The 25,452-nt window shown below is 67.0% G+C and carries 23 protein-coding genes and 1 pseudogene; 8 read left to right on the top strand and 16 right to left on the bottom strand.

The features are described from left to right. Positions 1–66 precede the first annotated feature (66 nt). Both QRM89_RS10295 and QRM89_RS10300 read right to left on the bottom strand, forming a co-directional pair. Positions 67–1,035: an alpha/beta hydrolase gene (locus QRM89_RS10295; RefSeq protein ID WP_285447945.1), complete on the bottom strand. Its 969-nt coding sequence runs from the start codon at positions 1,033–1,035 to the stop codon at positions 67–69. Between the two features lie 290 nt (positions 1,036–1,325). Next, complete coding sequence (locus tag QRM89_RS10300; RefSeq protein ID WP_011035628.1) at positions 1,326–2,183, bottom strand: PA4780 family RIO1-like protein kinase; 858 nt, start codon at positions 2,181–2,183, stop codon at positions 1,326–1,328. Between the two features lie 151 nt (positions 2,184–2,334). Between QRM89_RS10300 and QRM89_RS10305 the strand changes: the two genes are divergently transcribed. Continuing rightward, positions 2,335–3,195, top strand: a complete 861-nt coding sequence (locus tag QRM89_RS10305) for an IclR family transcriptional regulator C-terminal domain-containing protein (RefSeq protein WP_011035627.1) — start codon at positions 2,335–2,337, stop codon at positions 3,193–3,195. A gap of 15 nt (positions 3,196–3,210) precedes the next feature. On the opposite strand, the gene QRM89_RS10310 is transcribed toward QRM89_RS10305, so the two are convergent. The 9 genes from QRM89_RS10310 to QRM89_RS10350 form a co-directional block, all read right to left on the bottom strand. Then, a complete protein-coding gene (locus tag QRM89_RS10310; RefSeq protein ID WP_285447946.1) occupies positions 3,211–4,137 on the bottom strand; it encodes an alpha/beta fold hydrolase in 927 nt (308 codons plus the stop codon). 485 nt (positions 4,138–4,622) lie between these two features. Then, positions 4,623–5,036, bottom strand: coding sequence for a 4-carboxymuconolactone decarboxylase (pcaC, locus tag QRM89_RS10315; protein ID WP_285447947.1), 414 nt, complete (start codon positions 5,034–5,036; stop codon positions 4,623–4,625). A gap of 27 nt (positions 5,037–5,063) precedes the next feature. Next, a complete protein-coding gene (gene pcaD / locus QRM89_RS10320; protein WP_040940445.1) occupies positions 5,064–5,846 on the bottom strand; it encodes a 3-oxoadipate enol-lactonase in 783 nt (260 codons plus the stop codon). A 9-nt stretch (positions 5,847–5,855) separates the two neighbouring features. Continuing rightward, complete coding sequence (locus QRM89_RS10325) at positions 5,856–7,238, bottom strand: 3-carboxy-cis,cis-muconate cycloisomerase (RefSeq protein ID WP_285447948.1); 1,383 nt, start codon at positions 7,236–7,238, stop codon at positions 5,856–5,858. A gap of 203 nt (positions 7,239–7,441) precedes the next feature. Beyond that, the gene (pcaG, locus tag QRM89_RS10330) at positions 7,442–8,005 is read right to left on the bottom strand and encodes a protocatechuate 3,4-dioxygenase subunit alpha (protein WP_076037394.1); all 564 of its coding nucleotides are present in this window, start codon (positions 8,003–8,005) and stop codon (positions 7,442–7,444) included. A 4-nt stretch (positions 8,006–8,009) separates the two neighbouring features. Then, positions 8,010–8,747, bottom strand: coding sequence for a protocatechuate 3,4-dioxygenase subunit beta (pcaH, locus tag QRM89_RS10335; protein WP_076037395.1), 738 nt, complete (start codon positions 8,745–8,747; stop codon positions 8,010–8,012). A 73-nt stretch (positions 8,748–8,820) separates the two neighbouring features. After that, a complete protein-coding gene (gene pcaF / locus QRM89_RS10340; protein WP_285447949.1) occupies positions 8,821–10,029 on the bottom strand; it encodes a 3-oxoadipyl-CoA thiolase in 1,209 nt (402 codons plus the stop codon). Then, positions 10,026–10,814 carry a CoA-transferase subunit beta gene (locus QRM89_RS10345; protein ID WP_103700878.1) on the bottom strand — a complete coding sequence of 263 codons (789 nt, stop codon included), beginning with the start codon at positions 10,812–10,814 and terminating at the stop codon, positions 10,026–10,028. Before QRM89_RS10345 ends, pcaF begins: the two co-directional genes overlap by 4 nt. Next, positions 10,811–11,674, bottom strand: a complete 864-nt coding sequence (locus QRM89_RS10350) for a CoA-transferase (RefSeq protein ID WP_103700877.1) — start codon at positions 11,672–11,674, stop codon at positions 10,811–10,813. Before QRM89_RS10350 ends, QRM89_RS10345 begins: the two co-directional genes overlap by 4 nt. 252 nt (positions 11,675–11,926) lie before the next feature. Between QRM89_RS10350 and QRM89_RS10355 the strand changes: the two genes are divergently transcribed. From QRM89_RS10355 to glpK, 6 genes are all read left to right on the top strand, one after another. Further along, positions 11,927–13,003: an aromatic ring-hydroxylating dioxygenase subunit alpha gene (locus tag QRM89_RS10355; protein WP_103700876.1), complete on the top strand. Its 1,077-nt coding sequence runs from the start codon at positions 11,927–11,929 to the stop codon at positions 13,001–13,003. Between the two features lie 147 nt (positions 13,004–13,150). Continuing rightward, the gene (locus QRM89_RS10360; RefSeq protein ID WP_103700947.1) at positions 13,151–14,134 is read left to right on the top strand and encodes a PDR/VanB family oxidoreductase; all 984 of its coding nucleotides are present in this window, start codon (positions 13,151–13,153) and stop codon (positions 14,132–14,134) included. A 234-nt stretch (positions 14,135–14,368) separates the two neighbouring features. Further along, positions 14,369–15,190 carry a DeoR family transcriptional regulator gene (locus QRM89_RS10365; RefSeq protein ID WP_012437127.1) on the top strand — a complete coding sequence of 274 codons (822 nt, stop codon included), beginning with the start codon at positions 14,369–14,371 and terminating at the stop codon, positions 15,188–15,190. Between the two features lie 348 nt (positions 15,191–15,538). Further along, positions 15,539–17,065, top strand: coding sequence for a glycerol-3-phosphate dehydrogenase (glpD, locus tag QRM89_RS10370; RefSeq protein WP_274394519.1), 1,527 nt, complete (start codon positions 15,539–15,541; stop codon positions 17,063–17,065). Positions 17,066–17,249: 184 nt separating this feature from the next. Then, positions 17,250–18,074, top strand: coding sequence for an MIP/aquaporin family protein (locus QRM89_RS10375; protein WP_011035613.1), 825 nt, complete (start codon positions 17,250–17,252; stop codon positions 18,072–18,074). Positions 18,075–18,141: 67 nt separating this feature from the next. Further along, positions 18,142–19,641: a glycerol kinase GlpK gene (gene glpK, locus QRM89_RS10380; protein ID WP_011035612.1), complete on the top strand. Its 1,500-nt coding sequence runs from the start codon at positions 18,142–18,144 to the stop codon at positions 19,639–19,641. Positions 19,642–19,690: 49 nt separating this feature from the next. On the opposite strand, the gene QRM89_RS10385 is transcribed toward glpK, so the two are convergent. Continuing rightward, complete coding sequence (locus QRM89_RS10385) at positions 19,691–20,203, bottom strand: nuclear transport factor 2 family protein (RefSeq protein WP_285447950.1); 513 nt, start codon at positions 20,201–20,203, stop codon at positions 19,691–19,693. 216 nt (positions 20,204–20,419) lie between these two features. After that, on the bottom strand, positions 20,420–21,604 hold the full coding sequence (gene pobA, locus QRM89_RS10390) for a 4-hydroxybenzoate 3-monooxygenase (protein ID WP_285447951.1): 1,185 nt from the start codon (positions 21,602–21,604) through the stop codon (positions 20,420–20,422). Positions 21,605–21,697: 93 nt separating this feature from the next. Here pobA and QRM89_RS10395 point away from each other — a divergent pair, with 93 nt between their 5' ends. Further along, positions 21,698–22,594 carry a helix-turn-helix domain-containing protein gene (locus tag QRM89_RS10395; protein WP_285447952.1) on the top strand — a complete coding sequence of 299 codons (897 nt, stop codon included), beginning with the start codon at positions 21,698–21,700 and terminating at the stop codon, positions 22,592–22,594. Positions 22,595–22,621: 27 nt separating this feature from the next. On the opposite strand, the gene QRM89_RS10400 is transcribed toward QRM89_RS10395, so the two are convergent. The 3 genes and pseudogenes from QRM89_RS10400 to QRM89_RS10410 form a co-directional block, all read right to left on the bottom strand. Then, positions 22,622–24,103, bottom strand: a complete 1,482-nt coding sequence (locus QRM89_RS10400) for a benzaldehyde dehydrogenase (RefSeq protein ID WP_042597496.1) — start codon at positions 24,101–24,103, stop codon at positions 22,622–22,624. Between the two features lie 36 nt (positions 24,104–24,139). After that, complete coding sequence (locus QRM89_RS10405; protein WP_075285218.1) at positions 24,140–24,907, bottom strand: coniferyl-alcohol dehydrogenase; 768 nt, start codon at positions 24,905–24,907, stop codon at positions 24,140–24,142. 23 nt (positions 24,908–24,930) lie between these two features. Continuing rightward, positions 24,931–25,398, bottom strand: a pseudogene (locus QRM89_RS10410) (transporter); the annotation flags it as partial. Positions 25,399–25,452 lie beyond the last annotated feature (54 nt).

A 25,452-nucleotide genomic window follows, 5' to 3' on the forward strand; every position in this document is an offset into this window, starting at 1 on the left:
CGACTTGGTCAGCGGCCTTTCGGTAATGCGTTGAATGCGCCGCCGGCGCGCCGACGCAAGTGCTAGCTACGCAGCAAAGCGCGGCTGCACTGGCAGCAGCCGTTGCCGCAACATCAGCGCCGCCAGGTCGATGGTTTCCTCGGCCGCACGGATCACACCACCCATGGTGATGAAGCCATGGATCATGCCGACACAGGTGCGCTGGGTGACCTCCACGCCGGCGGTGCGCAGGCGCTCGGCGTACTGCAGTCCCTCGTCGTGCAGGATGTCGCGGTCGGCCAGCACCACCAGAGCCGGCGCCACGCCGGCCACGTCCGGCGCCAGCAGCACGGAGATGTGCCAGTGGTCGGCCAGGCGCATGTCCGGCAGCAACAGGCGATTGAAGAACTGCACCGCGCTGCGGGTCAGCGGCGGGATCTCGGCATTGCGGCCGCGTGAGGGATGCACGCCGGTATCCGGGCGCGCATCCGTCAGCGGGTACAGCAACAGCTGACAGCGCAACGCGATACCTCGCTGCTGTGCAGTGATCGCGGCCACCGCCGCCATGCCACCTCCGATACTGTCACCGCAGATCGCAAGACGCTGCGGATCGGCGCCCACCGCGTCGGCATGCTCGGCCAGCCAGTGCAGCGTGGCGATGACATCCTCCACGCCGGCCGGCGCCGGATGTTCGGGCGCGAGGCGATAGTCCACCGCCAGCACCTGACACGGCGTGCGTGCCGCCAGCTGCCGGCAGACGTCGTCATGCGAGTCCAGATCGCCCACCACACCGCCACCGCCGTGCACGAACAGGCAGGTGGGCGCGGGCGTGTCGTACAGGCCCGGCGGCCGGTACAGACGTAGCGGCACTGTGCCGGCGGCAGTGTCGGCCTGCAGGTCGGTTACCTGCGCCATCGGCAGCCGTGGAAATCCCAGCTGCGCTCCCATGCCGCGCATCATGGCGCGTGCTTCCTGCAACGGCAGCGCCTCCATCGGGGGCTGCCCCGCTTGCTGCAGCTGCACGAACAGGCGCACGACATCGGGATCGAATTCCATGACGGACTCCAGCAGCGATGAGAGAGGCCGAGCTTGCCAGATCGTTATGGCCTTTAACCATTACGCGTCATCAATTGTTTCGATCATGCGCCTGATGTCGATGCAGGCAGGTCACTGCAATGCGGGGTATTGGCCGGGCGCATCACCGCGGCATCGTCCATGCTGGCGCAACGTGTGCGTGCTGTTAGCCACAGGCAGCCAAGCGCTGTTGCGGATGACCGCAGCAACTTTAGACAGCAGCGTTAGCCGCTGGTAACGCCGCAGCCACACACCTGCTGCAGCCATCGCGATCAATCGTCTTCGGCGGCCGCCTCGCGGCCCTGCTGACGGATCAGGTTTTCCTGGCGCGCGTCCTCGATCGAGGCGCGGATGGCACGCACGTCGGCGCGCTTGGTGTCGAAGGTGAAACGGCCGGTCAATGCACTGTCCGGGCGCAGCTCGCCCTTTTCGAACAACGCCCACATTTCTTCGCCGTAATAGGTGTCCAGCAGCTCGGGGGCGAATCGGCCCAGGCAGTCGCGCAGGTTGTGCACGTCGCGCAGCAACATGTCGCGTGCGGCGTTGTTGCCGGCCGCGCTGACCACCTGCGGGAAGTCGATCACCACCGGGCCGTCGGGCGAGACCAGCACGTTGTATTCGGAGAGGTCGCCATGCACCAGGCCCAGGCACAGCATCTTGACCACGTCGCCGACCAGGCTGGTGTGGAAGAGGCGCGCCTGTTCCGGCTCCAGCTCTACTTCGCCCAGCCGTGGCGCGCTATGGCCGGCGTCATCGGTCACCAGGTCCATCAGCAGCACGCCGTGGAAGTAGCCACGCGGCTTGGGCACGTGCACGCCGGCATCCACCAGTTGGTAGAGCGCGTCGGCCTCGGTGTTCTTCCAGGCGGTCTCGGCTTCCTTGCGGCCAAACTTGGTGGCCTTGCCCATCGCACGGGCCTGGCGGCTGCCGCGCACCTTGCGTCCTTCCTGGTATTGCACGCGCGCCTGGAAGCTGCGCTGCGCCATGTCCTTGTAGACCTTCGCGCACAGGATGTCTTCGCCCGCGCTAACCACGTAGACGGAGGCTTCCTTGCCGCTTTTCAGTGGTCGCAACACTTCGTCGATGACGCCATCGTCGATCAGCGGTTGCAGGCCCTTGGGGGTTTTCATGGAGGAAGAGGACCAACGCAGGAAAAAGACCAGTGACGATTATGCGTCAAGCAGGGTGAAGCGCTCACCCGGTAAGGGGCCGAGCTGAGACCGGGGCCATGCATTGGGACGATGCGCTTACCATGCAGACACCTGCCCCTAGCGCGATGCGATGCCCGAGCCCACCTCTTCCCGCCGCAAACGTCCCGCCGCGCCGGCCATCGCCAGCAGCGAGCGCGGCCTGCCGCATGCCTTGATGCAGCAGATTGCCGCTGCCAAAGGTGACCCGGATTTCATGACCTCGCTCGGGCGCGGGCTGGTGGTGCTGAGCGTGTTCGCCCAGCACGCGCGCGAGGTGACGATGTCGCAGATCAGCCTGGAGACCGGCATCTCGCGCGCCGCGGTCAGGCGCGTGCTGCACACCCTGGCGGCCCTGGGTTATGTGGGCGAGCAGGGCCGCGGCTATGTGTTGCTGCCGCGGGTGCTGGGGCTGGGCGGTGCGTACACCGCGTCCTCGTCGATGACCGCCGCGGCGCAGCCGGTGCTGGATGGCCTGCGCGATCAGGTGCACGAGTCGTGCTCGCTGGGGGTGCTGGATGGCGATGACCTGCTGTACGTGGCACGCGCGGAAACCGTGCGCATCATGTCGATCGGGCTGCGGCCCGGCACCCGCCTGCCGGCCTATTGCACGTCGATGGGCCGGGTGCTGCTGGCGGCCCTGCCTGCCGACACGCTGCAGGCCTATCTGGAACGCACCACCTTGCGTCCGCGCACCGACCGCACCGTGACCCAGCCCGCCGCCCTGCTCGAGGTGCTGGCACGGGCGCGCCGCGAAGGCGTCTGCCTGACCGACCAGGAGCTGGAGATCGGCCTGCGCTCGATCGCGGTGCCGGTGCGCAACCTGCGTGGCGAAGTGATTGCCGCGCTCAATATCGGTGCGCAGGCCGGGCGGGTGAGCCTGCAGACCATGCAGACCCAGTGGGTGGAGCCGCTCAAGCAGGCAGCGCAGCGCTTGGGCGCCCTGCTCAGCTGAGCGCGTCCGGCTGGTTCAGCGCGGGCGGCGCAGGAAGGCGACCACCGCGTCCACCCAGGCGGCATGGCTGTCTTCGACATGCGCCACATGGTCGGCGTGCGGCAAGGTGACCCAGCTGCGGTCGGCGCTGCCCAGGCGTGCGAACAGGTGCGCGTTCTCCGCCTGCGTGGCGAGCGGGTCATCCACACCACGCAGCAGCAGCACCGGCACGCGCGTCACCTGCTCGGGCTGGTAGGCGAATTGCTCCATCGCGCGCCAGTCGGTGCGTACCGGGTCGGCCGCGAGTGCAGCGGCCACATACGCGTTCTGTACAGCGGCGGGCGCGGCATTGGCGGTGATGAAGTCCGAGCCAGCGGCTTCGACGGTGGTGCGCTCACGCGGCGGCTGTGCTGGCACGGCAGTGGCTTCGGGCGCGGCATCGACATCGTCCGGAAAGCCATACAGCACCAGCGCCGACAGCAGCTCCGGCTGCGCCTGGGCGAGCAGCAAGGCCACCCGTGCGCCATTGGAATACCCCAGCAGTGCAGGCGGCGGCAGACCGGGATGGCGCTTGGCGATCCATGTCAGCGTGGCGCGCACATCGGCCACGGCGCGTGCCGGCGTGTTCCACCCGCTGCCATCGCGCGCGGTGCCGCCATAGCCGCGTAGATCCAGCGCGTACACCGCGTAGCCCGCCTGTGCCAACGCTGCCAGCACCGAGCGCGTGTCGGCAGGCTCGCCGGCCACTTGCAGATCGAAGTTGGGCAATGCACTCCAGGTGCGCCCATGCAGCAGCAGCAGCGTGCCACGCGGCCGTGCCGGCAGCCGCGACCACACCACCAGTAGCTGGCCATCGTCGGCCTGCACCTGCGCACGCTGCGTGCCCGGGCCGGGCTGTGGTTGCGCCTGCGCGCCGCAGGTGAGGAGCAGCAGCACTGCCAGGCAGGCGAGACGTAGCATCATGTGGAGCCTCGTGGATGGCGGCGTGCTGCAAGGACGCGGCAGGCCGGCGTATTGGGAGGCTGCATCATCACCGCAGTGCGGGCGGTGTGTCATGGCCGCTGGCGATCAGGCGATGCGTGGCGGCATCAGTGCGGGGATGCGCTGCTGTTGCGCAGATGTTTCTTGCGGCGCGCGTGCGGGTGGTTCTCCATCGTTGGTCACGGCGCGTCCCTCAACGAAACCCTCTCCAACGCAGGGCGATTACGGTGCGATTGCATGTTTGATGCGTGCCGCCGGTGCGACGCATGCGAGGCGCGTCCGTGCGCTTGAACACCTTCGATCACAGCGGTCTTGCGCCGTGCACGGGCCCCGCCCCTTTCCTGGCGGAGGAGTGGCATCGGGTGCGGATGTCTTGGTGTTGATGTGCGCTGCGGGCGCCGGCGCGTCTCATCCGTTACGCGTGCATGGTGTGCCATGCCACCCGCGCTCGCGATCGTGCCGATCAGCTAACCGTCGGTTGCCGGCTCTCTTGGCTCACCTTCGGCCGCCTGCGCGTCCAGAATCGGTTGGGCCAGTGCGAAAGCGTGGTTGGCCGCTGGCACGCCGCAGTAGATCGCTGCCTGCAGCAATACTTCCTTGATCTGCGCGGCAGTGACGCCGTTGTTGCGCGCGGCGCGCACGTGCAGCTTGAATTCCTCATCACATCCCAGCGCCACCATCATTGCCAGGGTCAGCAGCGAGCGGGTATGGGCGGGCAGGCCGTCGCGGGTCCAGATGGCGCCCCAGGCGTGGCGGGTGATCATGTCCTGGAACTCGCCGGTGAACTCGGTGCGCGCGGCCAGCGCGCGGTCTACATGCGCATCTCCCAGCACGCGCCGGCGCTCGCGCAGGCCGGCCTGGTACCGTTCGTCTTCGTGCATCGGGTGTCCTTGTAGTTGGGGGAAAGCTCACTCGGCCTGGAGAAAACCCAGCAGCACGTCGTTGAACGCTGCCGGCGATTCCAGGTTGCAGATGTGGCGGCCGGGCACCTGCGCGTACTGGCCGTCGGGCACCGCATAGGCGATGTCGCGCAGGTCGGTGGGCGGGCAGACCGGATCGTCGTCGCCGGCGATGGCCAGCAATGGCACCTCCAGCGCGTCCAGTGCGCCACGGAAATCGGCATCGGCCACCGCCTGGCAACAGGCGATGTAGCCGTCGGGGGAGGTGGACACGAACGCGGCGGCGATCATGTCCAGACGCTGCGCATGCGACAGGGCGAAGTGCGGGGTGAACCAGCGCTGCAACGTGGCGTCGATCAACACCGGCAAGCCGTCGTGGCGCACCTGCTCGATCCGTGTGGCCCAGGTATCGGCGCTGCCGATCTTCTGCGCCGTGGCGCAGACCACCAGCCGCCGCAATCGCTGCGGCACGTTGAGGCCGAGCCATTGCCCGGTGAGCCCACCGATCGAGAGCCCGCAGAAATCACTGCGCGCAATCTGCAGCGCATCCCAGAGCGCAATCACATCCTGGCCCAGGTCGGCCACGCTGTACGGGCCGGGCGGCGATTCGGAGTAGCCGTGACCACGGCGGTCGTAGCGCAGGATGCGGTAGTGCGGCGCAAGCGCCTCCAGCTGCACGTCCCACATGTGCAGGTCGGTGCCAAGCGAGTTGCAGAAGGTTAGCCAGGGGCGCCCTTCGGTGCCATCCAGGCGGTAATGCAGGCGATGTGTCGGCAACTGGAGAAATGCCATGGGCCACCGTCAGGGGGAAGGTGAAGCGGCCAGGACGCGGTCGATCCAGACCGACGCCATGCCACGCCAGCTGTCGGGCGCGAAGATCGCCTCCAGTTGTGCCGGCGAGAGCATTGCCTGCACGTGAGGATCATCGGCCAGCTCCTCGCGCAGATGACGCCCTGCCGACTGCGCACGCGCCACCGCATGTTCGACCAACGTATGCGCCTGCGACTTGCCCAGCTGCGGCGCCAGTGCGAACACCGCGGCCTCCGCGTAGAGCACGCCACCGTGGCTGTGCAGATGCGCCTGCATGCGTGTGCGGTCCAGTTCCAGCCCGACCAGGCAGGCCTGCATCTGCGCCAGGCTGCCGGCGGTCAGGCGCACGATCTCCGGTAGCGTTTCCCATTCGGCATGCCACTGCCCGGCCGCGCGCTCGTGTGGCTGCGCCATCGTGGCGAACAAGGTGGCCACCAGCCCGGGCACGCGCGCGGCCGCGGCGACCGCCACCACGCCGGCCACCGGGTTGCGCTTGTGCGGCATCGCCGAGGAGCCGCCCTTGCCCGCCGCCGCCGGCTCGAACGCCTCGCCCACTTCCGATTGCATCAGCAGCACCACATCGCCGCCGATCTTGCCCAGGCTGCCGGCCAGCAACGCGAATGCGCAACCCACCTCCACCAGGCGGTCGCGCGCGGTGTGCCAGGGCAACGCCGGCAGCGGTAACTGCAGCGCCTGCGCCAAGGCCTGCGCCACCTCCAGCCCACGCGTTTCCAGCGCCGCCAGGGTGCCGGCGGCGCCGCCGAATTGCAGCACCAACGCCTCGGTCCGCGCGGTGTGCAGGCGGCGGCGTGCGCGCTGCAAGGCGTCCAGCCAGCCGGCGGCCTTGAGCCCGAAGGTCACGGGTACCGCCTGCTGCAACAGGGTGCGGCCCGGCAGCCCGGTGGCGCGCTCGCGTGCGGCCAGCGTCGCCAGGCAGGCGCACAGTGCGTCCAGGCGCGGCAGCAGCAGGTCGAAGGCCGCGCGCAGTTGCAGCACACTGCCGGTATCGATCACGTCCTGGCTGGTGGCGCCCCAATGCACCCAGCGCGCGGCATCGGCATCGTGCGCGGCCACCTGCCGGGTCAGCTCCTTGATCAACGGAATGGCAGGGTTGCCGGCCAGTGCGGTGGCCTGCGCCAATGCGGCCAGGTCGTACTGCGCTGCGTGACACTGCGCGGCAATGACCTGCGCAGCCGCCAGCGGAATTACCCCGCATTGCGCTTGCGCCCGGGCCAGCGCGGACTCGAAGTCCAGCATCGCCTGCACGCGTGCGGCATCGTCGAACACTTCATCGCACGCGGGGTCGCCAAACAGGCCGCCCAGCAGGGAAAACGGTGCACTCATGCATTGCATCTCTTGGCGTGGCCGGAGCATGGCACCGATGCGCACAGGTGCCAACCATGCGCGTGCCGGACGCGCGGCTCGCGTGAGCGGCGGCGGTGCACCGGCACCTCGCTTGCGCGGGCGCGATGCCACGCCGATGACGCGACGTGCAGGCCCTGCTTGCATGCACCAACACCCTGGCGACCTGTGCAAACAACTGCCTCTTCAGGCACGCGTTTCAGTGCACGCGCCCATCAGTAACTGAAGAACACCGTCTCGGCATCGCCCTGCATGTGGATGTCCCACACGTAGTCGCCAGCGCTGCGCGCGCGCGCCAGCAATGTGCCGCGCCGTTCGGGCGGCACCAGCGCGAGGATGGGGTCACCGCTCAGCTGTGGGTCGTCGGCGAAGTACAGCCGCGTTGCCACGCCGCGCAACAGCCCGCGCATGAACACGAGCACGACCAGATGCGCCGCCTGCGGCTGCCCGTTCGGACCGGCCACCGGGCCTGGCAGGATGGTGCTGAGCCGGTAGCGGCCCTGTGCATCGGTGGGCACGCGGCCCCAGCCATCGAAACTGGGGTCGTGCGCGGCGCAGCGCGGATCGTGCGCATGGGCATAGATGCCGGCGGCATCGGCCTGCCACAGCTCCAGCACCGCATCGCTAACCGGCATGCCGGCCCCATCGAACACGCATCCGCTGATCTGCACCTGCGTGCCGGCCGCGTGCTCCGGTGCGATCTGTGCGCGATACAAGGGCTCCAGCCCCAGCCGGTAGTACGGGCCGACCGTTTGCGACGGCGTTGCATGCAGGCTCATTGGCTCACTCCCAGACGGTTTGCTTGCGGCCGCGCAGCACGATGTCGAACCGATAAGCCAGCGCGTATTCGCTCACCGCGTGCTCCCAATCGAAACTGGACACCATGCGTTCGCGTGCCAGCGGGTCGTCCACGCAGTTGTAGATCGGGTCGTGCGCGAGCAACGGATCACCGGGGAAATACATCTGCGTGATCAGGCGTTGGCCGATGCCATCGCCGTGCAGCGAGAAATGGATATGCGCCGGCCGCCAGGCGTTGTAGTGGTTGCGCCAGGGATAGGCGCCGGGCTTGATGGTCTTGAAGGCATAGCGCCCGTGCGCGTCGGTCAGCACCTGGCCGGTGCCGCGAAAGTTGGGGTCCAGCGGCGCATCGTGGCGGTCGCCTTCGTGCTGGTAGCGCCCGGCCGCATTGCATTGCCAGACTTCCACCACGCTATTGCGGACCGGCGCGCCGTTTTCGTCGAGCACACGGCCTGAAACGATAATGCGCTCGCCCAGTGGCTCACCGGCAAAGCCGGCGGTGAGGTCGGCCGCATGCGCGCCCAGGGTGATTTGCGAAGGCCGTGGCCCGGTGACTTCCGACAGCGTGACCGGCATGGCGATCGGTGCACGTGTGGGCGCACGCAACGCGGTGGACGCATACGGCGCATGCAGATAGGCAGGCTGTGTGCCGGCGCGGGGGCGCCGATAGCCGAGCAGGGCATCGCCGGGCGGCGTATCAGGGGGAAGGTCGTGCATCGGCATCTCCGTCAGACGCAGGTGTGAGCGTGATCGATGAAGTGGGCATGCAACGGCGCAGGGCGCGAGATCATGGCGCTCAAACACGCTCGATCGCCAGCGCTACGCCCTGACCAACGCCAATACACATGCTGGCTAGCCCGCGGCGGCCATTGCAGGCGTCGAGTTGACGTAGCAGCGTCAGTGCGAGCCGTGCGCCACTCATGCCCAACGGGTGGCCCAGCGCAATCGCGCCGCCGTTGGCATTGACGTGCGCGGCATCGTCGGCCAAGCCGAACGCGCGCGTGCAGGCCAGCGCCTGCGCGGCGAAGGCTTCGTTGAATTCGATCGCATCGAATTGCACGATCTGCAGCCCCAGCCGCGCCAGCAGGCGTTGCGTGGCCGGGATCGGGCCGATGCCCATGTAGGTTGGCTCCACGCCCGCCGAGGCAAACCCCAGCACCCGCGCGCGTGGCGTGAGCCCGTGCAGGTGCAGCGCGCGCGCCGAGGCCAGCAACAGGCTGGCGGCACCGTCATTGAGGCCGGCCGCATTGCCGGCCGTGACCGTGCCCGGCTGGCGGAACACCGGCTTGAGCCGCGCCAGGGCCTCGGCACTGGCATCGGCCCGCGGGTGTTCGTCGCGCATGACCTGCACGCCCTCGCCGCCCTTGCGCCCGGCCACCGCCACTGCGGTGATCTCGTCGTCGAAGAAGCCGGCGGCCTGCGCGGCGGCGGTGCGCTGCTGGCTGCGCAGGGCAAACGCATCCTGGTCGTCGCGGCTGATGGCGTAGCGCTGCGCGACGTTCTCGGCGGTCTCGCCCATCAGCTCCACGCCGTAGGTCGCTTCCAGGCGCGGATTGATGAAGCGCCAGCCCATGGTGGTGTCGTGCAGGTGCTGGGTCCGGGCGAACGCCGATTCCGCCTTGCCCATCACCCACGGCGCGCGCGACATCGACTCCACGCCGCCAGCCACTGCCAGCTCCAGTTCGCCGGCACGGATGCCGCGTGCCGCAATGCCCACCGCTTCCAGCCCCGAGCCGCACAGGCGATTCACCGTGCTGCCCGGCACCGAACTGGGCAAGCCAGCCAGCAACACACTCATCCGCGCGACATTGCGGTTGTCCTCGCCGGCCTGGTTGACGCAGCCCAGGTAGACATCGTCGATGGCCGCCGGGTCCAGCTGCGGATGCCGCGCCAGCAACGCGGCGATCGGCACCGCGCCCAGGTCGTCGGCGCGCACGCTGGACAGTGCGCCGCCGTAACGGCCGATCGGCGTGCGAATGCCATCCACCAGATAGACCTCGCTCATGCCTCGGCTCCCGCCGCTTGCGTTCCGTGGGCTGCGGCGGTGCGTGCCTGCAACGCGCGCAAGGCGTGCAACTCGGTGGCGGTGGGTGCGGCAGTTTCGGTCAGCGTTGCCGCAAAGCGCACCGCCCAGCCGGTGGCTGCGGTGACCTGCGCCTGGGTCACGCCAGGATGCAGCGCGGTCACGGTGAGCTCGCGGCTGACCGGGTCGGGTTCCATCACGCATAGATCGGTGACCACCACGGTGGGGCCGGCACCGGGCAGGCCGGCGCGGGTGCGCGCATCACCGCCGTCCAGATGACCGACGGTGGTGATGAAGTCCAGGGTCTGCACGAAGCTGCGCGTGGACTGCCGCATGATGATGAAGACCTGCTTGGCGCTGGTGGCGATTTCCGGCGCGCCGCCGGCACCGGGCAGGCGCGTCTTCGGTGCGGCGTAGGGGCCGATCACGGTGGTGTTGAGGTTGGCATGGCGGTCGATCTGCGCCGCGCCCAGGAACCCCACATCCACCCGCCCGCCTTGCAGCCAATAGCGAAAGATCTCCGGGGTGGAGACCACGGTGTCGGCGGTCTCGGCCAGTTCGCCGTCGCCGATCGACAGCGGCAACACCTGCGGGCGCGCACCGATCGGGCCGGATTCGTAGATCAACGTGACCTCCGGTGCATGCGTCAGACGCGCCAGATTCGCCGCGGTGGAGGGCAGGCCGATGCCGACGAAACACACCGCGCCATCGGGCAGGCGACGTGCCGCCGCCACGGTCATCATTTCGTTGGTGCTGTACTCGCTCATGCCGCCTCCGAGTGCTGGCTGCCGGCATATACGCGCTGGAACCCGGCAAAGTCGTCGGTGTCCAGGATGTGGGCCTGGATCCACGCCTGGAACCGCGCGCGATCGCGGGCGATGGCATCCCAGGCCAGATAGAAGCGGTTGTCGCGCGCGGAGTAGCCATGCGCATACGACGGCGCAGCACCCCCGGGCACCACGCAGACCGCACTCACCACCCAGCGTGGCAGGATGCAGGCATTGGGCGGCGCATCGAGTGTGTCGACAATCTCCTCCACCGTCACGATCACCTTGCGCGCGGCCAGCGCGGCCTCTTTCTGCACGCCCAGAATGCCCCACAGCAACACATTGCCGCGGCGGTCGGCCTGCTGCGCGTGGATCACGGTGACATCCGGATTCACTGCCGGCGAGGTCGCCAGGGTCTGCCCGGTGTAGGGGCATTGCAGGAAACGGATGCTGTCGTTGACCTTGGGCAGGTCTGAGCCCACATAGCCGCGCAGCACGGCGAACGGCAGGCCCGACGCGCCGGCCACATACGCGTTGGCCATGTCCGCGTGGCTGTGTTCGCGCAGTTGCAGCGGCGCGGGCCAGCCATGTTCCACCGCGTCGCGCAGCCGGTGCAGCGAGCCCACGCCAGGATTGCCGCCCCAGGAAAAGCGCAACGCCGACGCGCAGCCGGCGCCGATCAGCTGGTCGTAGATCAGGTCCGGGGTCATCCGCACCAGCCGCAGGTTGCGTTTGCGTTGGCGGATCACCTCGTGGCCGGCGGCGTGCGGGATCAGGTGGGTAAAGCCTTCCATCGCCACGCAATCGCCATCGGCGATCAGCTGTGCCACGGCCTCGGACAGGGAAACGATGTCGGCCATTCCAGACTCCTGCACACCACGGTGTCGCCACGGTAGGCCCCGGTTTACGCGCCGGTCAATCCGATTATCGAAATTGTCATTCGATAATCGCACATAAATACCGGCCGCTTGTGCCGCCAACATTGTCTCCGGTGTATACATAACTTCGCCCGCAAGCGGACGCCAGCGCCGCAGTGCGCGTCAACTTCGGGTTGGGCGCAGTGCCTGCGCCAGTCCTTACCCAGGTTGCCTAGAAGCCCAGGAGTCACGGTCATGTCCCAGTCCAAGCCGCTGTTCCCCCTCAACGCGTGGTACGCCGTCGCCTGGGACCACGAGGTCAAGCACGCGCTCACCCCGCGCAAGCTCTGCAACCTGGACGTGGTGCTCTACCGCACCACCGCTGGGGCCGTGGTGGCGCTAGAAGACGCCTGCTGGCACCGGCTGGTGCCGTTGTCGATGGGCAAGCTGCGCGGCGACGACGTGGTCTGCGGCTACCACGGGCTGGTCTACAACGCGCAGGGCCGCTGCGTGCACATGCCCTCGCAGGAAACCATCAACCCCTCGGCCTGCGTGCGCGGCTTTCCTGTCGCCGAAAAGCACCGCTACGTGTGGGTGTGGCCGGGCGACCCGGCACAAGCCGATGTGGGGCTGATCCCGGACCTGCACTGGTCGCACGATCCGGCCTGGGCCGGCGACGGCCGCACCATCCACGCCAAATGCGATTACCGGCTGGTGCTGGACAACCTGATGGACCTCACCCACGAAACCTTTGTGCATGGCTCGAGCATCGGCCAGGACGAAGTGGCCGAAGCGCCGTTCGAGGTGGTACATGGCGACCGCACGGTGACCGTGTCGCGCTGGATGCACAACATCGACCCACCGCCGTTCTGGGCCGGCCAGATCGCGCGGCACCTGAACTACCACGGCAAGGTGGACCGCTGGCAGATCATCCATTTCGAAGCACCAGGCACCATCGCCATCGATGTGGGCGTGGCCATCACCGGCACCGGCGCGCCGCAGGGCGACCGCAGCCAGGGCGTCAACGGGTTCGTGCTCAACACCATCACCCCGGAAACCGACACCACCTGTCATTACTTCTGGGCGTTCATGCGCAACTACGCGCTGCATGACCAGTCATTGACCACGCTCACGCGCGAAGGCGTCACCGGCGTATTCGGCGAAGACGAAGCCGTGCTGGAAGCCCAGCAACGCGCGATCGACGCGCATCCTGACCACGCGTTCTACAACCTCAACGTGGACGCCGGCGGCATGTGGGCGCGGCGCGTCATCGACCGCCTGATCGCGCGCGAACAGCGCGCCGGCGACCTGTCCTTGCGCATGGTGGGGTGATGGCCATGCGCGATGCATCAACACCGCTGCACGTTGCGCGCGTGGCCCGTGCGCTGTCGCCAGTGCCTGCAGCGCATCAACGCCACGCACGTGCTGCACAAGCGCCAGGCGCAGGCCGCATACCGGGATCGAAGCAAGGAGATCAGCATGCGTAAAGACACCCATTGGCACCACGCCCGCGTGGTGAGTGTTGCCGATGCCTGCCAGGGCGTGCGCGAGATCGTGCTCGACCCGGGCGCGGACACGCGCAGTTTCGAGGTGGGCAGCCATCTGGATTTCCGCCTGCAGCTGCAGGGGCGCGAGGATGTGCGGTCCTATTCGCTGGTAGGCGAGCCCCGCGCCGATGGCTATTACCAGGTGGCGGTGCGGCAGATGCCCGAAAGCCGCGGCGGCTCGCGGCATATGTGGACCTTGGCACCGGGCGACGTGGTAGAAATTTCGCCACCGAGCAATAACTTCGCGCTGGATGAAGCAGGCGAGGAAATCCTGCTGATTGCCGGCGGTATCGGCGTGACGCCCATCGTGGGCATGGCACAGCGGCTGGCGCGCCGGCATCAGGCGTTCCGCATGCTGTACGTGGGCCGCGCACGCGACACCATGGCCTATGTGGACACGCTGGAGGCGCTGCTCGGCGCACGCCTGCAACTACATTGCGACGACCAGGCCGGCCCGCCGGATCTGGCTGCGGAACTGGCCACCTTGTCGCCCAATGCCGAGGTCTATGTCTGCGGGCCGCTGGGCATGCTCGAAGCAGTGCGCCAGCAGTGGCACGCCGCCGGCCGGCCGCGTGCGCGCCTGCATTTCGAGACTTTCGGCAACAGCGGGCGGGTGCCGGCGCAGGCCTTCGTGGTCAAGCTGCCTGGACTGGGCATGGAAGTGCAGGTGGCCGAGAACGTATCGATGCTCGACGCCCTGGCCGACGCCGGTGTGGAGCTGATCGCCGAATGCCGACGCGGCGAATGCGGGTTGTGCGCGGTGGACGTACTCGACACGGCGGCCGACATCGACCACCGCGACGTGTTCTTCAGCGATGCCCAGCGCAGCGAGAACCGCAAGCTGTGCGCGTGCGTGTCGCGTGCGGTGGGCGGCAGCATCAGTATCGATACCGGCTACCGCGCGGGCTCCGGCTGAGCGCGCGGGCATCGTGCCTGGGGTGTGTCATGCGACACCATTCGCGGTGGTGTGAGCGACAGACCCCGTCGCCTTTCGGGGCAGTCATAGTCGAGCCGTTCGCCACCACCCACCATCCACCGACTGGCCGGTGGTGCGTATGACACGCAGTGATCGCAGTGGCCAGGCGGCCACTGCCGTGGTCGGTCTGGCCCAGCGCGGCGCGGCCATGCTCATGCTTGCATCCTCACGCGCATGGGCGATGATCTGCGCATGGAGTCGACTCATTACAGGACCGTGCCGGCGCCGGCACTCAATCCGCGCCAGGAGCAGTTGGTGGCCTTGGTGCGGCAACAGGGCTTTGCCGACGTGGAAGGGCTGGCAACGCGCTTTGAGGTCACGCCGCAGACCATTCGCCGCGACCTGACCTTGCTCTGCGATGCCGGCGTGCTGCGCCGGTATCACGGCGGCGTCAGCATGCCCTCCAGCGTGGAGAACCTGGCGTATGCGGCGCGCAAGGCGCTGCAGGCGCGCGAGAAGCAACAGATCGCCACGCAGGTGGCGCGCTTCATTCCCGACGACGCCTCGCTGTTCATCAATCTCGGCACCACCAACGAGGAAGTGGCGCGTGCTTTGCTGCAGCACCGCGGCCTGCGCGTGATCACCAACAACCTCAACGTGGCGGTAATGCTCAGCGCCAATCCCAGCTTCGAGGTGATCGTGGCCGGCGGTGTGGTGCGTGGCCGCGACCAGGGCGTCACCGGCGAGGCGACGGTGGAGCTGATCCGCCAGTTCAAGGTGGACTTCGGGGTGATCGGCATTTCCGGGATCGACCTGGACGGCACGCTGCTGGATTTCGATTACCAGGAAGTGCGCGTGGCCCAGGCGATCATCGAGCATTCGCGGCAGGTGCTGCTGGCCGCCGACCACAGCAAGTTCGGCCGCAACGCGATGGTGCGGCTGGGGGCGATTGCGCAGGTGCACGACTGGTTCACCGACCGGCCGCCGCCGGAGGAGCTGCGCACGGTGCTGGCCGAGGCTGGCACACGCGTGCATCTGGCCGGCGTCGCGGGCTGACTCCCGCGCGTGAGGGCTGGGCGGCCGGAGCCGCAGGGCTTGCGCTGGCGGTCTAGCAGGCGGCTGATGTACGTGGTGCTGTTCGGCATGCAGCGGGGCTCGGGCCGGGGTTACCGACCAAGCCTGGATAATGTTCGTTTGTGTGCGATTGCGGCGATCTGCGGCACACGCGCCATCCATCCATCGCTAAGATCTATCGAAATACGCGGTTCAATAGTCCAATTTTTACTAGAAGCCGCTGATCAGCCACCTACGCCTCTTCACGCCTCCGCAAGGTGCTATGTTCGAATATGTTCGAACATGACAACTTAGGTTCGCTGTTGCTGGCGAGCTGGGACGGAGGCACCGATGGGCGAGACATACGATCTTCTGGTAATCGGCGGCGGCATCAACGGGGTCGGCATTGCCCGTGACGCGGCCGGGCGCGGCCTGTCGGTGTGCCTGTGCGAGCAGGACGACCTGGCCGCGCACACCAGCAGCGCCAGCACCAAGCTCATCCACGGTGGCCTGCGCTATCTGGAACAGTACGAGTTCGCATTGGTCGGCAAGGCGCTGGCCGAACGCGAGGTGCTGTTGCGACTGGCGCCGCACATCATCTGGCCGCTGCGTTTCCTGCTGCCGCATCAACCGCATCTGCGTCCGGCATGGATGATTCGTGCCGGCCTGTTTCTGTACGACCATCTCGGCGGCAGCAAGCGCAGCCTGCCGCGCTCGCGCCGGCTGTCGCTGCGCACGCACCCGGTGGGCCAGCCATTGCAGGAGTCGCTGCGCACCGGCTTCGTGTATTCCGACGCCTGGGTGCAGGACGCGCGGTTGGTGGTGCTCAACGCGATGGACGCGGCCAAGCGTGGCGCGCAGATCCATACGCGTACGCGTTGCGTCGGTGCCTGGCGCGATGCCGGGTTCTGGTACGCGGAGCTGGAAGGCCGTGACGGCCGCCGCCGCACCGTGCAGGCGCGTGCGCTGGCCAATGCGGCCGGTCCGTGGGCGGTGTCGTTCCTGGACAAGGTGGCCGCCGTGCCGCACCAGCATGCGCTGCGCCTGGTCAAGGGCAGCCACATCGTGGTGCCCAAGCTGTTCGACCACGACCACGCGTACATCTTCCAGCAACCCGACCGGCGCATCGTGTTTGCCATTCCCTACGAGCACGACTTCACCTTGATCGGCACCACCGATGTGGACTACGAGGCCGACCCGTCCGCACCCAAGATCGACGCGGCCGAGGTGCAGTACCTGTGCGATGCGGTGAACTTGTATTTCCAGCAGCAGATCACCCCGCAGGATGTGGTGTGGAACTACAGCGGCGTGCGTCCGCTGCTCGATGACGCCGAAGACAACGCCGCCGAAGTGACCCGCGACTATCAGCTGGAAGTGCTCACCGACGGCGCACCATTGCTCAACGTGTTCGGCGGCAAGCTCACCACCTACCGCAAGCTCGCCGAAGAAGCCGTCGACCGGCTGACCCAGGCCCTGGGCGCGCGCAAGCCGGCGTGGACCGCGCGTGGCGAGGCCCTGCCCGGCGGCGAACAACGCGACATCGCCAGCCTGCTGGAGCGTGTGCGCACTGCGCGTCCCTGGCTGCCGGCGGCCACCGCACAGCGGCTGGTGCGCAACTACGGCACCTGTGCCGAGCAGTTGCTTGGCGATGCGCAGGACATGGCTGCACTCGGCCAGCATTTTGGTGCGGACCTGTACCAGGCCGAGGTGGATTACCTGTGCGCTCGCGAATGGGCGCAGACCGCCGACGACATCCTGTGGCGCCGCAGCAAACTGGGCCTACGTGTAGATGCCGAGGCCCGCGCGCGCCTGGAGGCGTATCTGCAGACGCGGCCAACTGCGCACGCCAACGCGCAGACGCACGCGGTCCCGGCCTGACAGCGTGACTGACGTTGCCAACGAGGAAGGGTCGTTGGCAACGTATCCTGGCGCGCGCGCCGCGCATCATCATGGGTATTTCGTGGAGGGCAATTGAGATGAGCACAACCAGACACACTTGCGCGTCGCCAGACGCGTCGCAACACCGCCATGGCCATGCACCGCGCAGCGCGCAAGGCCGCCCATGAGCCGTCAACTTGTTGGTGAGTTGATCTCCGAAGCGGTGGCGATGTTCATCATCATCGCGCTGGGCGATTCGGTCGCGGCGATGTACATCCTTTACGATCCCAGCCCGTACCAGAACGCCTATTGGGGCGTGTGCATCGCCTGGGGTCTGGCGGTGACGCTGGCGATTTATGTCACCGGTTCGGTGTCCGGCACACATGCCAACCCTGCCGTCACGCTGGCGCTGGCGTTGTTCCGTGATTTTTCCTGGAAAAAGGTGCTGCCGTACTGGGGCGCGCAAGTGGTTGGCGCGTTTCTTGGCGCGGCGATTGTCTACCAGCTCTACGGGCCGGTGATCGACCACTACAACCAGGTGCAGCAGCTCACCCGCGAAGCCGGCGGCGCTGCGGGGGTGTTCTTCACCGCGCCGGGCCTGGCGGTCACGCCGATGCATGCGTTGGTGGACCAGATCATCATCACCGCGTTTCTGATCTTCGGCATCTTCGCCATCACCGAGCGCTTCAACGAGGCCGCGCCAACCGCCAACTCGGGCGCGTTGATGATCGGCTTGCTGGTGGCCACGCTGGGCGCTTCGATGGGGTATCTGGAAGCCTGGGCAATGAACCCCGCGCGTGACTTCGGCCCGCGTCTGTTCGCGTATTTCGCTGGCTGGGGCGAAGCCGCACTGCCGGCCAAGGACAACTACTGGTGGATCCCGATCGTCGGGCCGTTGATCGGTGGCCCGCTGGGCGCCCTCGCCTACCAGTGGCTGATCCTGCCGTTCCTGCCGGCGCGGGTGTTGCACCTGCAAAAAGCCGCCACCCCGCCACTCGATCCGCCGTGATCGCACCGCTGCACTGACAGTCACGCCGTGCGCGCGGTGCGCCGGCCTTTGTTTCGAGGAATGCACGATGGAAAAGAAATACGTCCTTGCGATCGACCAGGGCACCACCAGCTCGCGCGCGATGTTGTTTGATCGCCAGGGCAAGGTGGCCGGCGTGGCGCAGCGCGAATTCGGCCAGATCTTTCCGCAGCCGGGCTGGGTGGAACACAACCCGCGCGAGATCATGACCAGCGTCTACACCACCATTACCGAACTGCTCAACAACGCGCAGATCGACGCGCGCGAGATCTCAGGCATCGGCATCACCAACCAGCGCGAGACCGCGGTGGTGTGGGACAAGGCCACCGGCCAGCCGATCTACAACGCCATCGTCTGGCAATCGCGGCAGACCAAGGACATCTGCACCCAGCTCAAAGAGGCCGGCCACGAGCAGATGGTGCGCGACAAGACCGGGCTGCTGATCGATGCGTATTTTTCCGGCACCAAGGTCAAGTGGATTCTCGACCACGTGGACGGCGCACGTGAGCGCGCACGCAAGGGCGAGCTTGCCTTCGGCACCATCGATAGCTGGCTGATCTGGAACCTCACCGGCGGCAAGGTGCACGTGACCGACTACACCAATGCCTCGCGCACCATGATGTACAACATCCACACCCTGGAGTGGGATGCCGAGCTGCTGGAGATGCTGGACGTGCCCGCGCAGATGCTGCCGGAGGTGCGCTCCTCCAGCGAGGTCTATGGCATGACCCAGACCCAGTACTTCTACGGTGAACAGGTACCCATCGCCGGCATTGCCGGCGACCAGCAGGCCGCGCTGTTCGGACAAGCGTGCTTTGAACCGGGCATGGCGAAGAACACCTATGGCACCGGCTGTTTCATGCTGATGAATACCGGCGACAAGGCCGTGGCCTCCAAGGCCGGATTGCTGACCACCATCGCCTGGGGCATCGACGGCAAGGTGGAATACGCATTGGAAGGTGCCATCTTCGTGGCCGGTTCGGTGGTGCAGTGGCTGCGCGATGGGCTGCGTATGTTCGGCAAGGCCAGCGATTCGCAAGCCTACGCGGAGCGTGCCGGTGACAACGACGGCGTGTATTTCGTCCCGGCCTTCGTGGGCCTGGGCGCACCGTACTGGCGCAGCGATATCCGCGGTGCGGTGTTCGGACTGACCCGCGGCACCAGTAAGGAACACTTCGTGCGCGCGGCGGTGGAATCGATGGCCTACCAGACCCGCGATGTGCTCACCGCGATGCAGAGCGATTCGGGGATCGAACTGAAGGAGCTGCGCGCCGACGGTGGCGCGATCGCCAACGACTTCATGGCGCAGTTCCAGAGCGACATTCTCAACGTGCCGGTGCTGCGTCCGGAGGTGGCCGAAACCACCGCGCTGGGCGCGGCCTACCTCGCGGGCCTGGCCACCGGATTCTGGAGCAGCCGCGAAGAAATCGCCAAACAATGGGCGGTGGATCGCCGCTTCGAGCCGAACATGCCCGAAGAGCGGCGCGAACAGCTGTATGCCGGCTGGCAGCAGGCAGTGGAAGCCACCATGGGCTTCCGCATCAGCTGATCACCCTACATCGCCGGCCCGCACCTGCAGGCCGGCAATGCATTACCGATTACTGACCGCCGGTATTGGCACGGCCGGCGATGGTGTCCGGGTCCCAATGTTCCTTGATCAGGCCTTTTTCGATGCGGAACATGTCGAACCAGGTGGTGGTGTAGGTCTTGGACGGATCACGCGGGTCCGGCAAGGTCCGCACCGATACCAGCGTGACCAGATCGCCATCGGCGGTGATCGCCACCAGCGGCAACTGCACGCGCGGCTGCACCGGGGTGGGCGGCACGAACGCGGTGAGGAAGGCAATGAACGCATCGCGGCCGTTGGCCACGTTCGGGTTGTGCTGGATGTAGTTCTTGTCCATGTACATCGGTGCGTACTGCACCTGGCCGGCTTCGAACACGATGCGCCAGAAATCGTAGACCAGGCGCTTGTTGGCAGATTCGGACCAATTGGAGCCGATCAGCAGTTTCTGGTGGTTGGGATTGGCGGTGACGGCGGTCTGCGCGAAGGCCGCCATCGGCGCCAACAGCATGACCAGCAACAGCGCGCGGGAGAACAGTTGTTTCATGGGGTACTCCTGGGTAGGGAGGCCAGCCTGCCGCTCGCATGCCATCAAGGCGGTCAGTGCCGACGATTGGGGGAATGACGCGTCCTTGCCAACGTTGCGCTCCGCACGCGTCACCGCCACCCTACCGGCCGCGCTCGTTCGCCCGCTAGACGCTTTGACGTGTACCAGGGCACTTTTTGCTTCCCTTTGATCGGCCATCGCGTTGGTGTGCGGGGCTCAATCAGGCAAGGTGACCAGCGGCAAGCCGGCATAATTTTCCGCCACGGTGGTGCGGCCAGCATCGCTTTGCAGCAGATACGCCAGCTCGGCATCACGAATGCGTGCAGTAAATGCATCTTCGCCCTCGAAGGTGTGCAGCAAACTGGTCATCCACCACGAGAAGCGCTCGGCTTTCCACACCCGCTGCAATGCCAGCATCGAATACTGCTGCAACACCGCCGCATCGCCGCGCTGATGCCAGCGCGCGAACAGCTGAGCCAGCAGGCCCACATCGGCCAGCGCCAGGTTCAAGCCCTTGGCGCCGGTCGGCGGCACGATATGCGCCGCATCGCCGGCCAGGAACAGCCGGCCGTATTGCATGGGCTCGGCAACGAAACTGCGCAGTGGCGCGATGCTCTTTTCGATCGATGCGCCGGTCACCAGCTGCTCGCCCAGCGATGCTGGCAGACGCGCGCGCAACTCTGACCAGAACGCGTGATCGTCCCACTGCGCAAGCTGCGTGCCGGTGGGCACTTGCAGGTAGTAACGGCTGCGGGTGGGCGAGCGCATCGAGCACAGCGCAAAGCCGTGCGCGTGGCGTGCGTAGATCAGCTCCTCATGCACCGGCGGCACGTCGGCCAGCACCCCCAGCCACCCGAACGGATACACCCGCTCGAAGAGTTGCAGCCGCTCGGGCGGAATCGCCGCGCGGCTGATGCCATGGAAGCCGTCGCAGCCAACGATGTAATCGCAGCTCACGCGATGACGCTGCCCGTGCTGGGTGAATTCCACCGCCGGCTGCGCGCTGCTGATGTCGCACAGCGCCACGTCCTGCGCTTGATAGTAGCTGCGCAGCCCAACGCGCTCGCGTGCCTGCATCAGGTCGAAGGTGACCTCGGTCTGCCCATAGACAGTCACGCTGCGCCCACCTGCGCGCTGCAGGTCGATACGTTCGCGGCGGCCGTCCACGACCAGTTCGAACCCGCTGTGGCGCAGCCCCTCGCGCTGCAGGCGTGCGTCGACGCCGGCGTGCTGCAACAGCGCCACGCTGCCCTGCTCCAGCACGCCGGCGCGAATGCGTGAGAGCACGTGTTCAGGCGTCTGGCGCTCGATCAACACCGCATCGATGCCGACGTTCGCCAACAGCTGGCCCAGTAGCAGACCGGCAGGGCCGGCGCCGATGATGGCGACCTGGGTGCGCATACGGAGTTCCTGCAGCGACGATGCGTTGCAGTGTCGGTAGCCATGCCGCCCGATTGAAGGGATGATTGCCGGCAGTGCTTGGACTTTTCGACGATGCCCACTCGCGTGCGTGATGTATCTGCAGCTGCAGCGGTTCCGGCGTTCGGCCTGTATGGCGAACACGGCGTGGCAGTGCCGGATCTGCTGCACTGGGAATCGATCGGTGCGCGCAGCCGGCTGCATGATTGGCGGATTGCGCCACACCGGCACGACGAGCTGGCGCAGTTGCTCTATGTGCAACGTGGCCCGGCCACCGTGCATCTGGACGGCCGCACGCAGCGCATCGGCGGTGCCACGGTGATCTGGTTGCCACCGATGTGCGTGCATGGCTTCAATTTCGATCCGCGGGTGCGCGGGCATATCGCCACGTTGTGCATGCCGCTGGTGCACGCCACCGTGCAGGGCGCGCCTGCGTTGCGTCAGGCGTTGGCATCTCCCCAGCTACTTGCGGCCGGGCGTAGCCGCCCATTGCTCGATCTTGTCTTTGCCAGCATTGCCGACGACCACGCGCGGCAACGCATCGGCCGCGAGGTGGCGATGCAGGCAGCGGCCGCGCAACTGCTGGTCTGGTGCGCCCGCACGGCGCTGGAAAAGGCCCACGACCACGCAAGCACTGCTGCGCATGCCGACCCAGGCCTGCGGCATCTGCGCAGCTTCCAGGCCTTGATCGATGTGCACTACCGCGCGCATTGGTCCATTGCCCGTTATGCCGCGCAGGTGGGGCTCACCCCCGGGCACCTCAACGCAGTGTGCCAGCGCCTGGCCAATGCCTCGGCGCTGCAGTTGCTGCAACGCCGGCTCATGCTGGAAGCCCGGCGCAGCCTGCGCTACACCAGCATGAGCGTGCAGCAGGTGGCTGCCGACCTTGGATTTTTCGACGCTGCGTACTTCAGCCGGTTCTTCGCCCGGCACGCCGGCTGCTCCCCATCGCACTTCCGTGCGGCAGGGTAAGCCACCGGCCGGGCATCAGCCGCACACTCAGAACGGGTACTGCGGCACCGCGTGCTTGATCGTCAGCCACTGCCAGTGCATGTACTGCTCCCAATCGGCCGGCCCACCCACGCTGGTGCCATTGCCTGAAGCGCCCGTGCCACCGAATGGATTGATGACTTCATCGGCCACGGTCTGGTCATTGATGTGCAGCAGGCCGGTGTGCAATTGCTCGCCCAGCACCATGGCGCGCGACACCGACGCCGACATGATGCCTGCCACCAGGCCGTATTCGCCGTGGTTGGCCAGTACCGCGGCTTCTTCGTCGGTGTCGAACACCGTAATGTTGATCACCGGGCCGAACACTTCTTCATCGAACACCCGCATGCCCGGACGCACGTTCGACAACACGGTCGCTGCATAGAACAGGCCGTCGTGGGTAGCGCCGGCTTCGACCACCGCACCGGCGTCGATACTGTCATCGACGATGTCCAGCACGCGCTGCAACTGGCGCTGGTCGATGATCGGGCCCAGCGCCACCGTGCCGCTGACCGGGTCACCCACCGGCAGGTGGCGTGCCTTGTCGGCCAGCAGTTTGGTCAGCGCGTCGGCCACGCCGCGTTGCACCAGCACACGGCCGGTGGCCATGCAGATCTGGCCTTGATGCAGGTACGCACCGAAGGCGATCGCCGATGCGGCGCGCTCCAGGTCGGCGTCGTCGAGCACGATCACTGCGTTATTGCCACCGAGTTCCAACGCTACCTTTTTCAGGTGACGGCCGGCGAGCTCGCCGATCCGGCGCCCGGCGGCGGTGGAGCCGGTGAAGGCAATCATCGGCACGTCCGGCGCTTCGACCAGGGCCTGGCCGATGTCGGCGCCGCCGTGCAGCACGTGCAGCAGCCCCTTGGGTAGTCCGGCTTCTTCGAGCACTTGGGCGATGATCACACCGCCGGTATACGGCGTGCGCGGGTCCGGCTTGAGGATCACCGCATTGCCCATCGCCAGCGCCGGTGCCACCGACCGCAGCGACAGGATCAGCGGGAAGTTGAAGGGCGAAATCACCGCGATGATGCCCAGCGGCAGATGCCTGGCCAGACTGAGCTGGCCTGCGGCGGTTGGCAGCACCTGGCCCATCGCCTGCAGCGGCAACCCGGCCGCTTGCTGGTAGTAGGCAATCGCCTCGCCTACCTCGCGCTCGGCCTTGGGCATGATGCCGCCGGTCTCGCGCGCGATCAGCAAGGTGGCCTCGGCGCGGTGCGCTTCCATCAGTTGCGCAGCGCGGTGGAACACCGCTGCACGCTCGCGCGGCGAGGTGGTTGCCCAGGCACGTTGAGCATGCTTGGCCTGCGCAATGGCGGCCTCCACATCGGATAGATCGGCCTTGCCGACCTCGTGCAACAGGCCGCCGGTGGCCGGCTCATGGATCTGCAGCGTGCCGCCGCTACCGGGAACCCAGTCGCCATTGAAGATACAGCCGTGCCACGCCGGTGTGGCGGTCGTGGGTGTCGCAATGCTGGGGAGCGCATGCATGGTCGAGCCTCCTGCTGGTTGGGGGTCCAAGGGGACTTACAAAGTGGTGGATGCCAGGCCGCCATCGACCGGCAAGGTGATGCCATTGATCCAGCGCGCGGCGTCCGATGCCAGGAACACGATCGCCTCGGCCACCTCGTCGGCATACGCGGGGCGTTGCATGCGTTTGGCGTCTTCCTGCACACGCTCGGCGCCAAGCATCGCGGCAAAGTCGCCCAGGATCGGAGTGAATACTGGCCCGGGCGAGACGTTGTTGACGCGCACGCCGTGATCGGCGAACCACGGCCATGACTGCAGCAAGGTCCACACGATCAGGGCTTCCTTGAAATACTGGTAGCAGGTGTCGTGCGCAACCGGGTGCGCGGCCAGCCACGCGCTGCCGTCGGCAAAACTGGCAGCGGCGGCCAGCTGCTTGTGCAGGTCCAGCCGTTGCGGCCATTCGGCGCCGAGAATCGAGGCGACGTTGATGATGGCGCCGCCACGGCTGATGCGCGGCAGCAGCGCGTGGCTGAGGTGACGCAGGCCCAGGTAGTTGACCCGCGCCACCGCCTCCAGCGGCGCGGTGCCGGGCACCCCGGCCACATTGGCCAGCGCGTCGATCCGTTCCGGCAGTGCCTGCACCAGCGCATCGATCGCAGCGGGATCGCCCAGATCGGCCTGATGGAAGCTGTGCAGGCTCATATGCACCGGCGTGCGATCGATGCCGATCACGGTCGCGCCTTCAAAGCGCGCCAGGCGCGCCACTTCCGCACCGATGCCCGATGCCACGCCGGTCACCACGATGGTCTTGTTCAACAAGCGCATTGCCTTCTCCGAAGTTGCCGGGATCACCGGCGCTGGAACACGTGGACGAACTGCACATTGAGGTTGCTACCGGAGGCCGCGTTTTTGACCTCCACCGGCAGATAGAGATTGGCGAACAACAGAGTGTTGGCATCCACGCGCCAGGCACCGCCCGGGCCGGCATAGCACGCGGTCTGGCGGCTGTCGGCCACGCGTTGGCCGTTCGTGCGGTTGTCGCGCAATTGGGTGAGAAAGTCGGCGTTGATGCAGGCGCATACATCATTCACCACCTCCCATGAGGTGGCGAAGTTGATCAACCCCACATCGCCGGCCTGGCCATTGCGGAACGCAACGCCCTCGGGAAGATTGGGCCGGCAGTCGCTGCGCAAGGTGTCGATGTAGTTCAGGCGCGCACTGATTTCCCAATGCGGCGTGGGCAATGCGGTGATGGCGTAGTTGGGCACCAGCGACCAGTACCCGGCGCCCGGATTGAGAGCGCGACTACCACTGAACGTGGATCGCAGCCCGGACTGGCGGATACATGGTGCGCTGCACGTGCCATCGCG

The sequence above is a fragment of the Xanthomonas sp. LMC-A-07 genome (assembly GCF_030208825.1).
GTDB lineage: Bacteria > Pseudomonadota > Gammaproteobacteria > Xanthomonadales > Xanthomonadaceae > Xanthomonas > Xanthomonas campestris.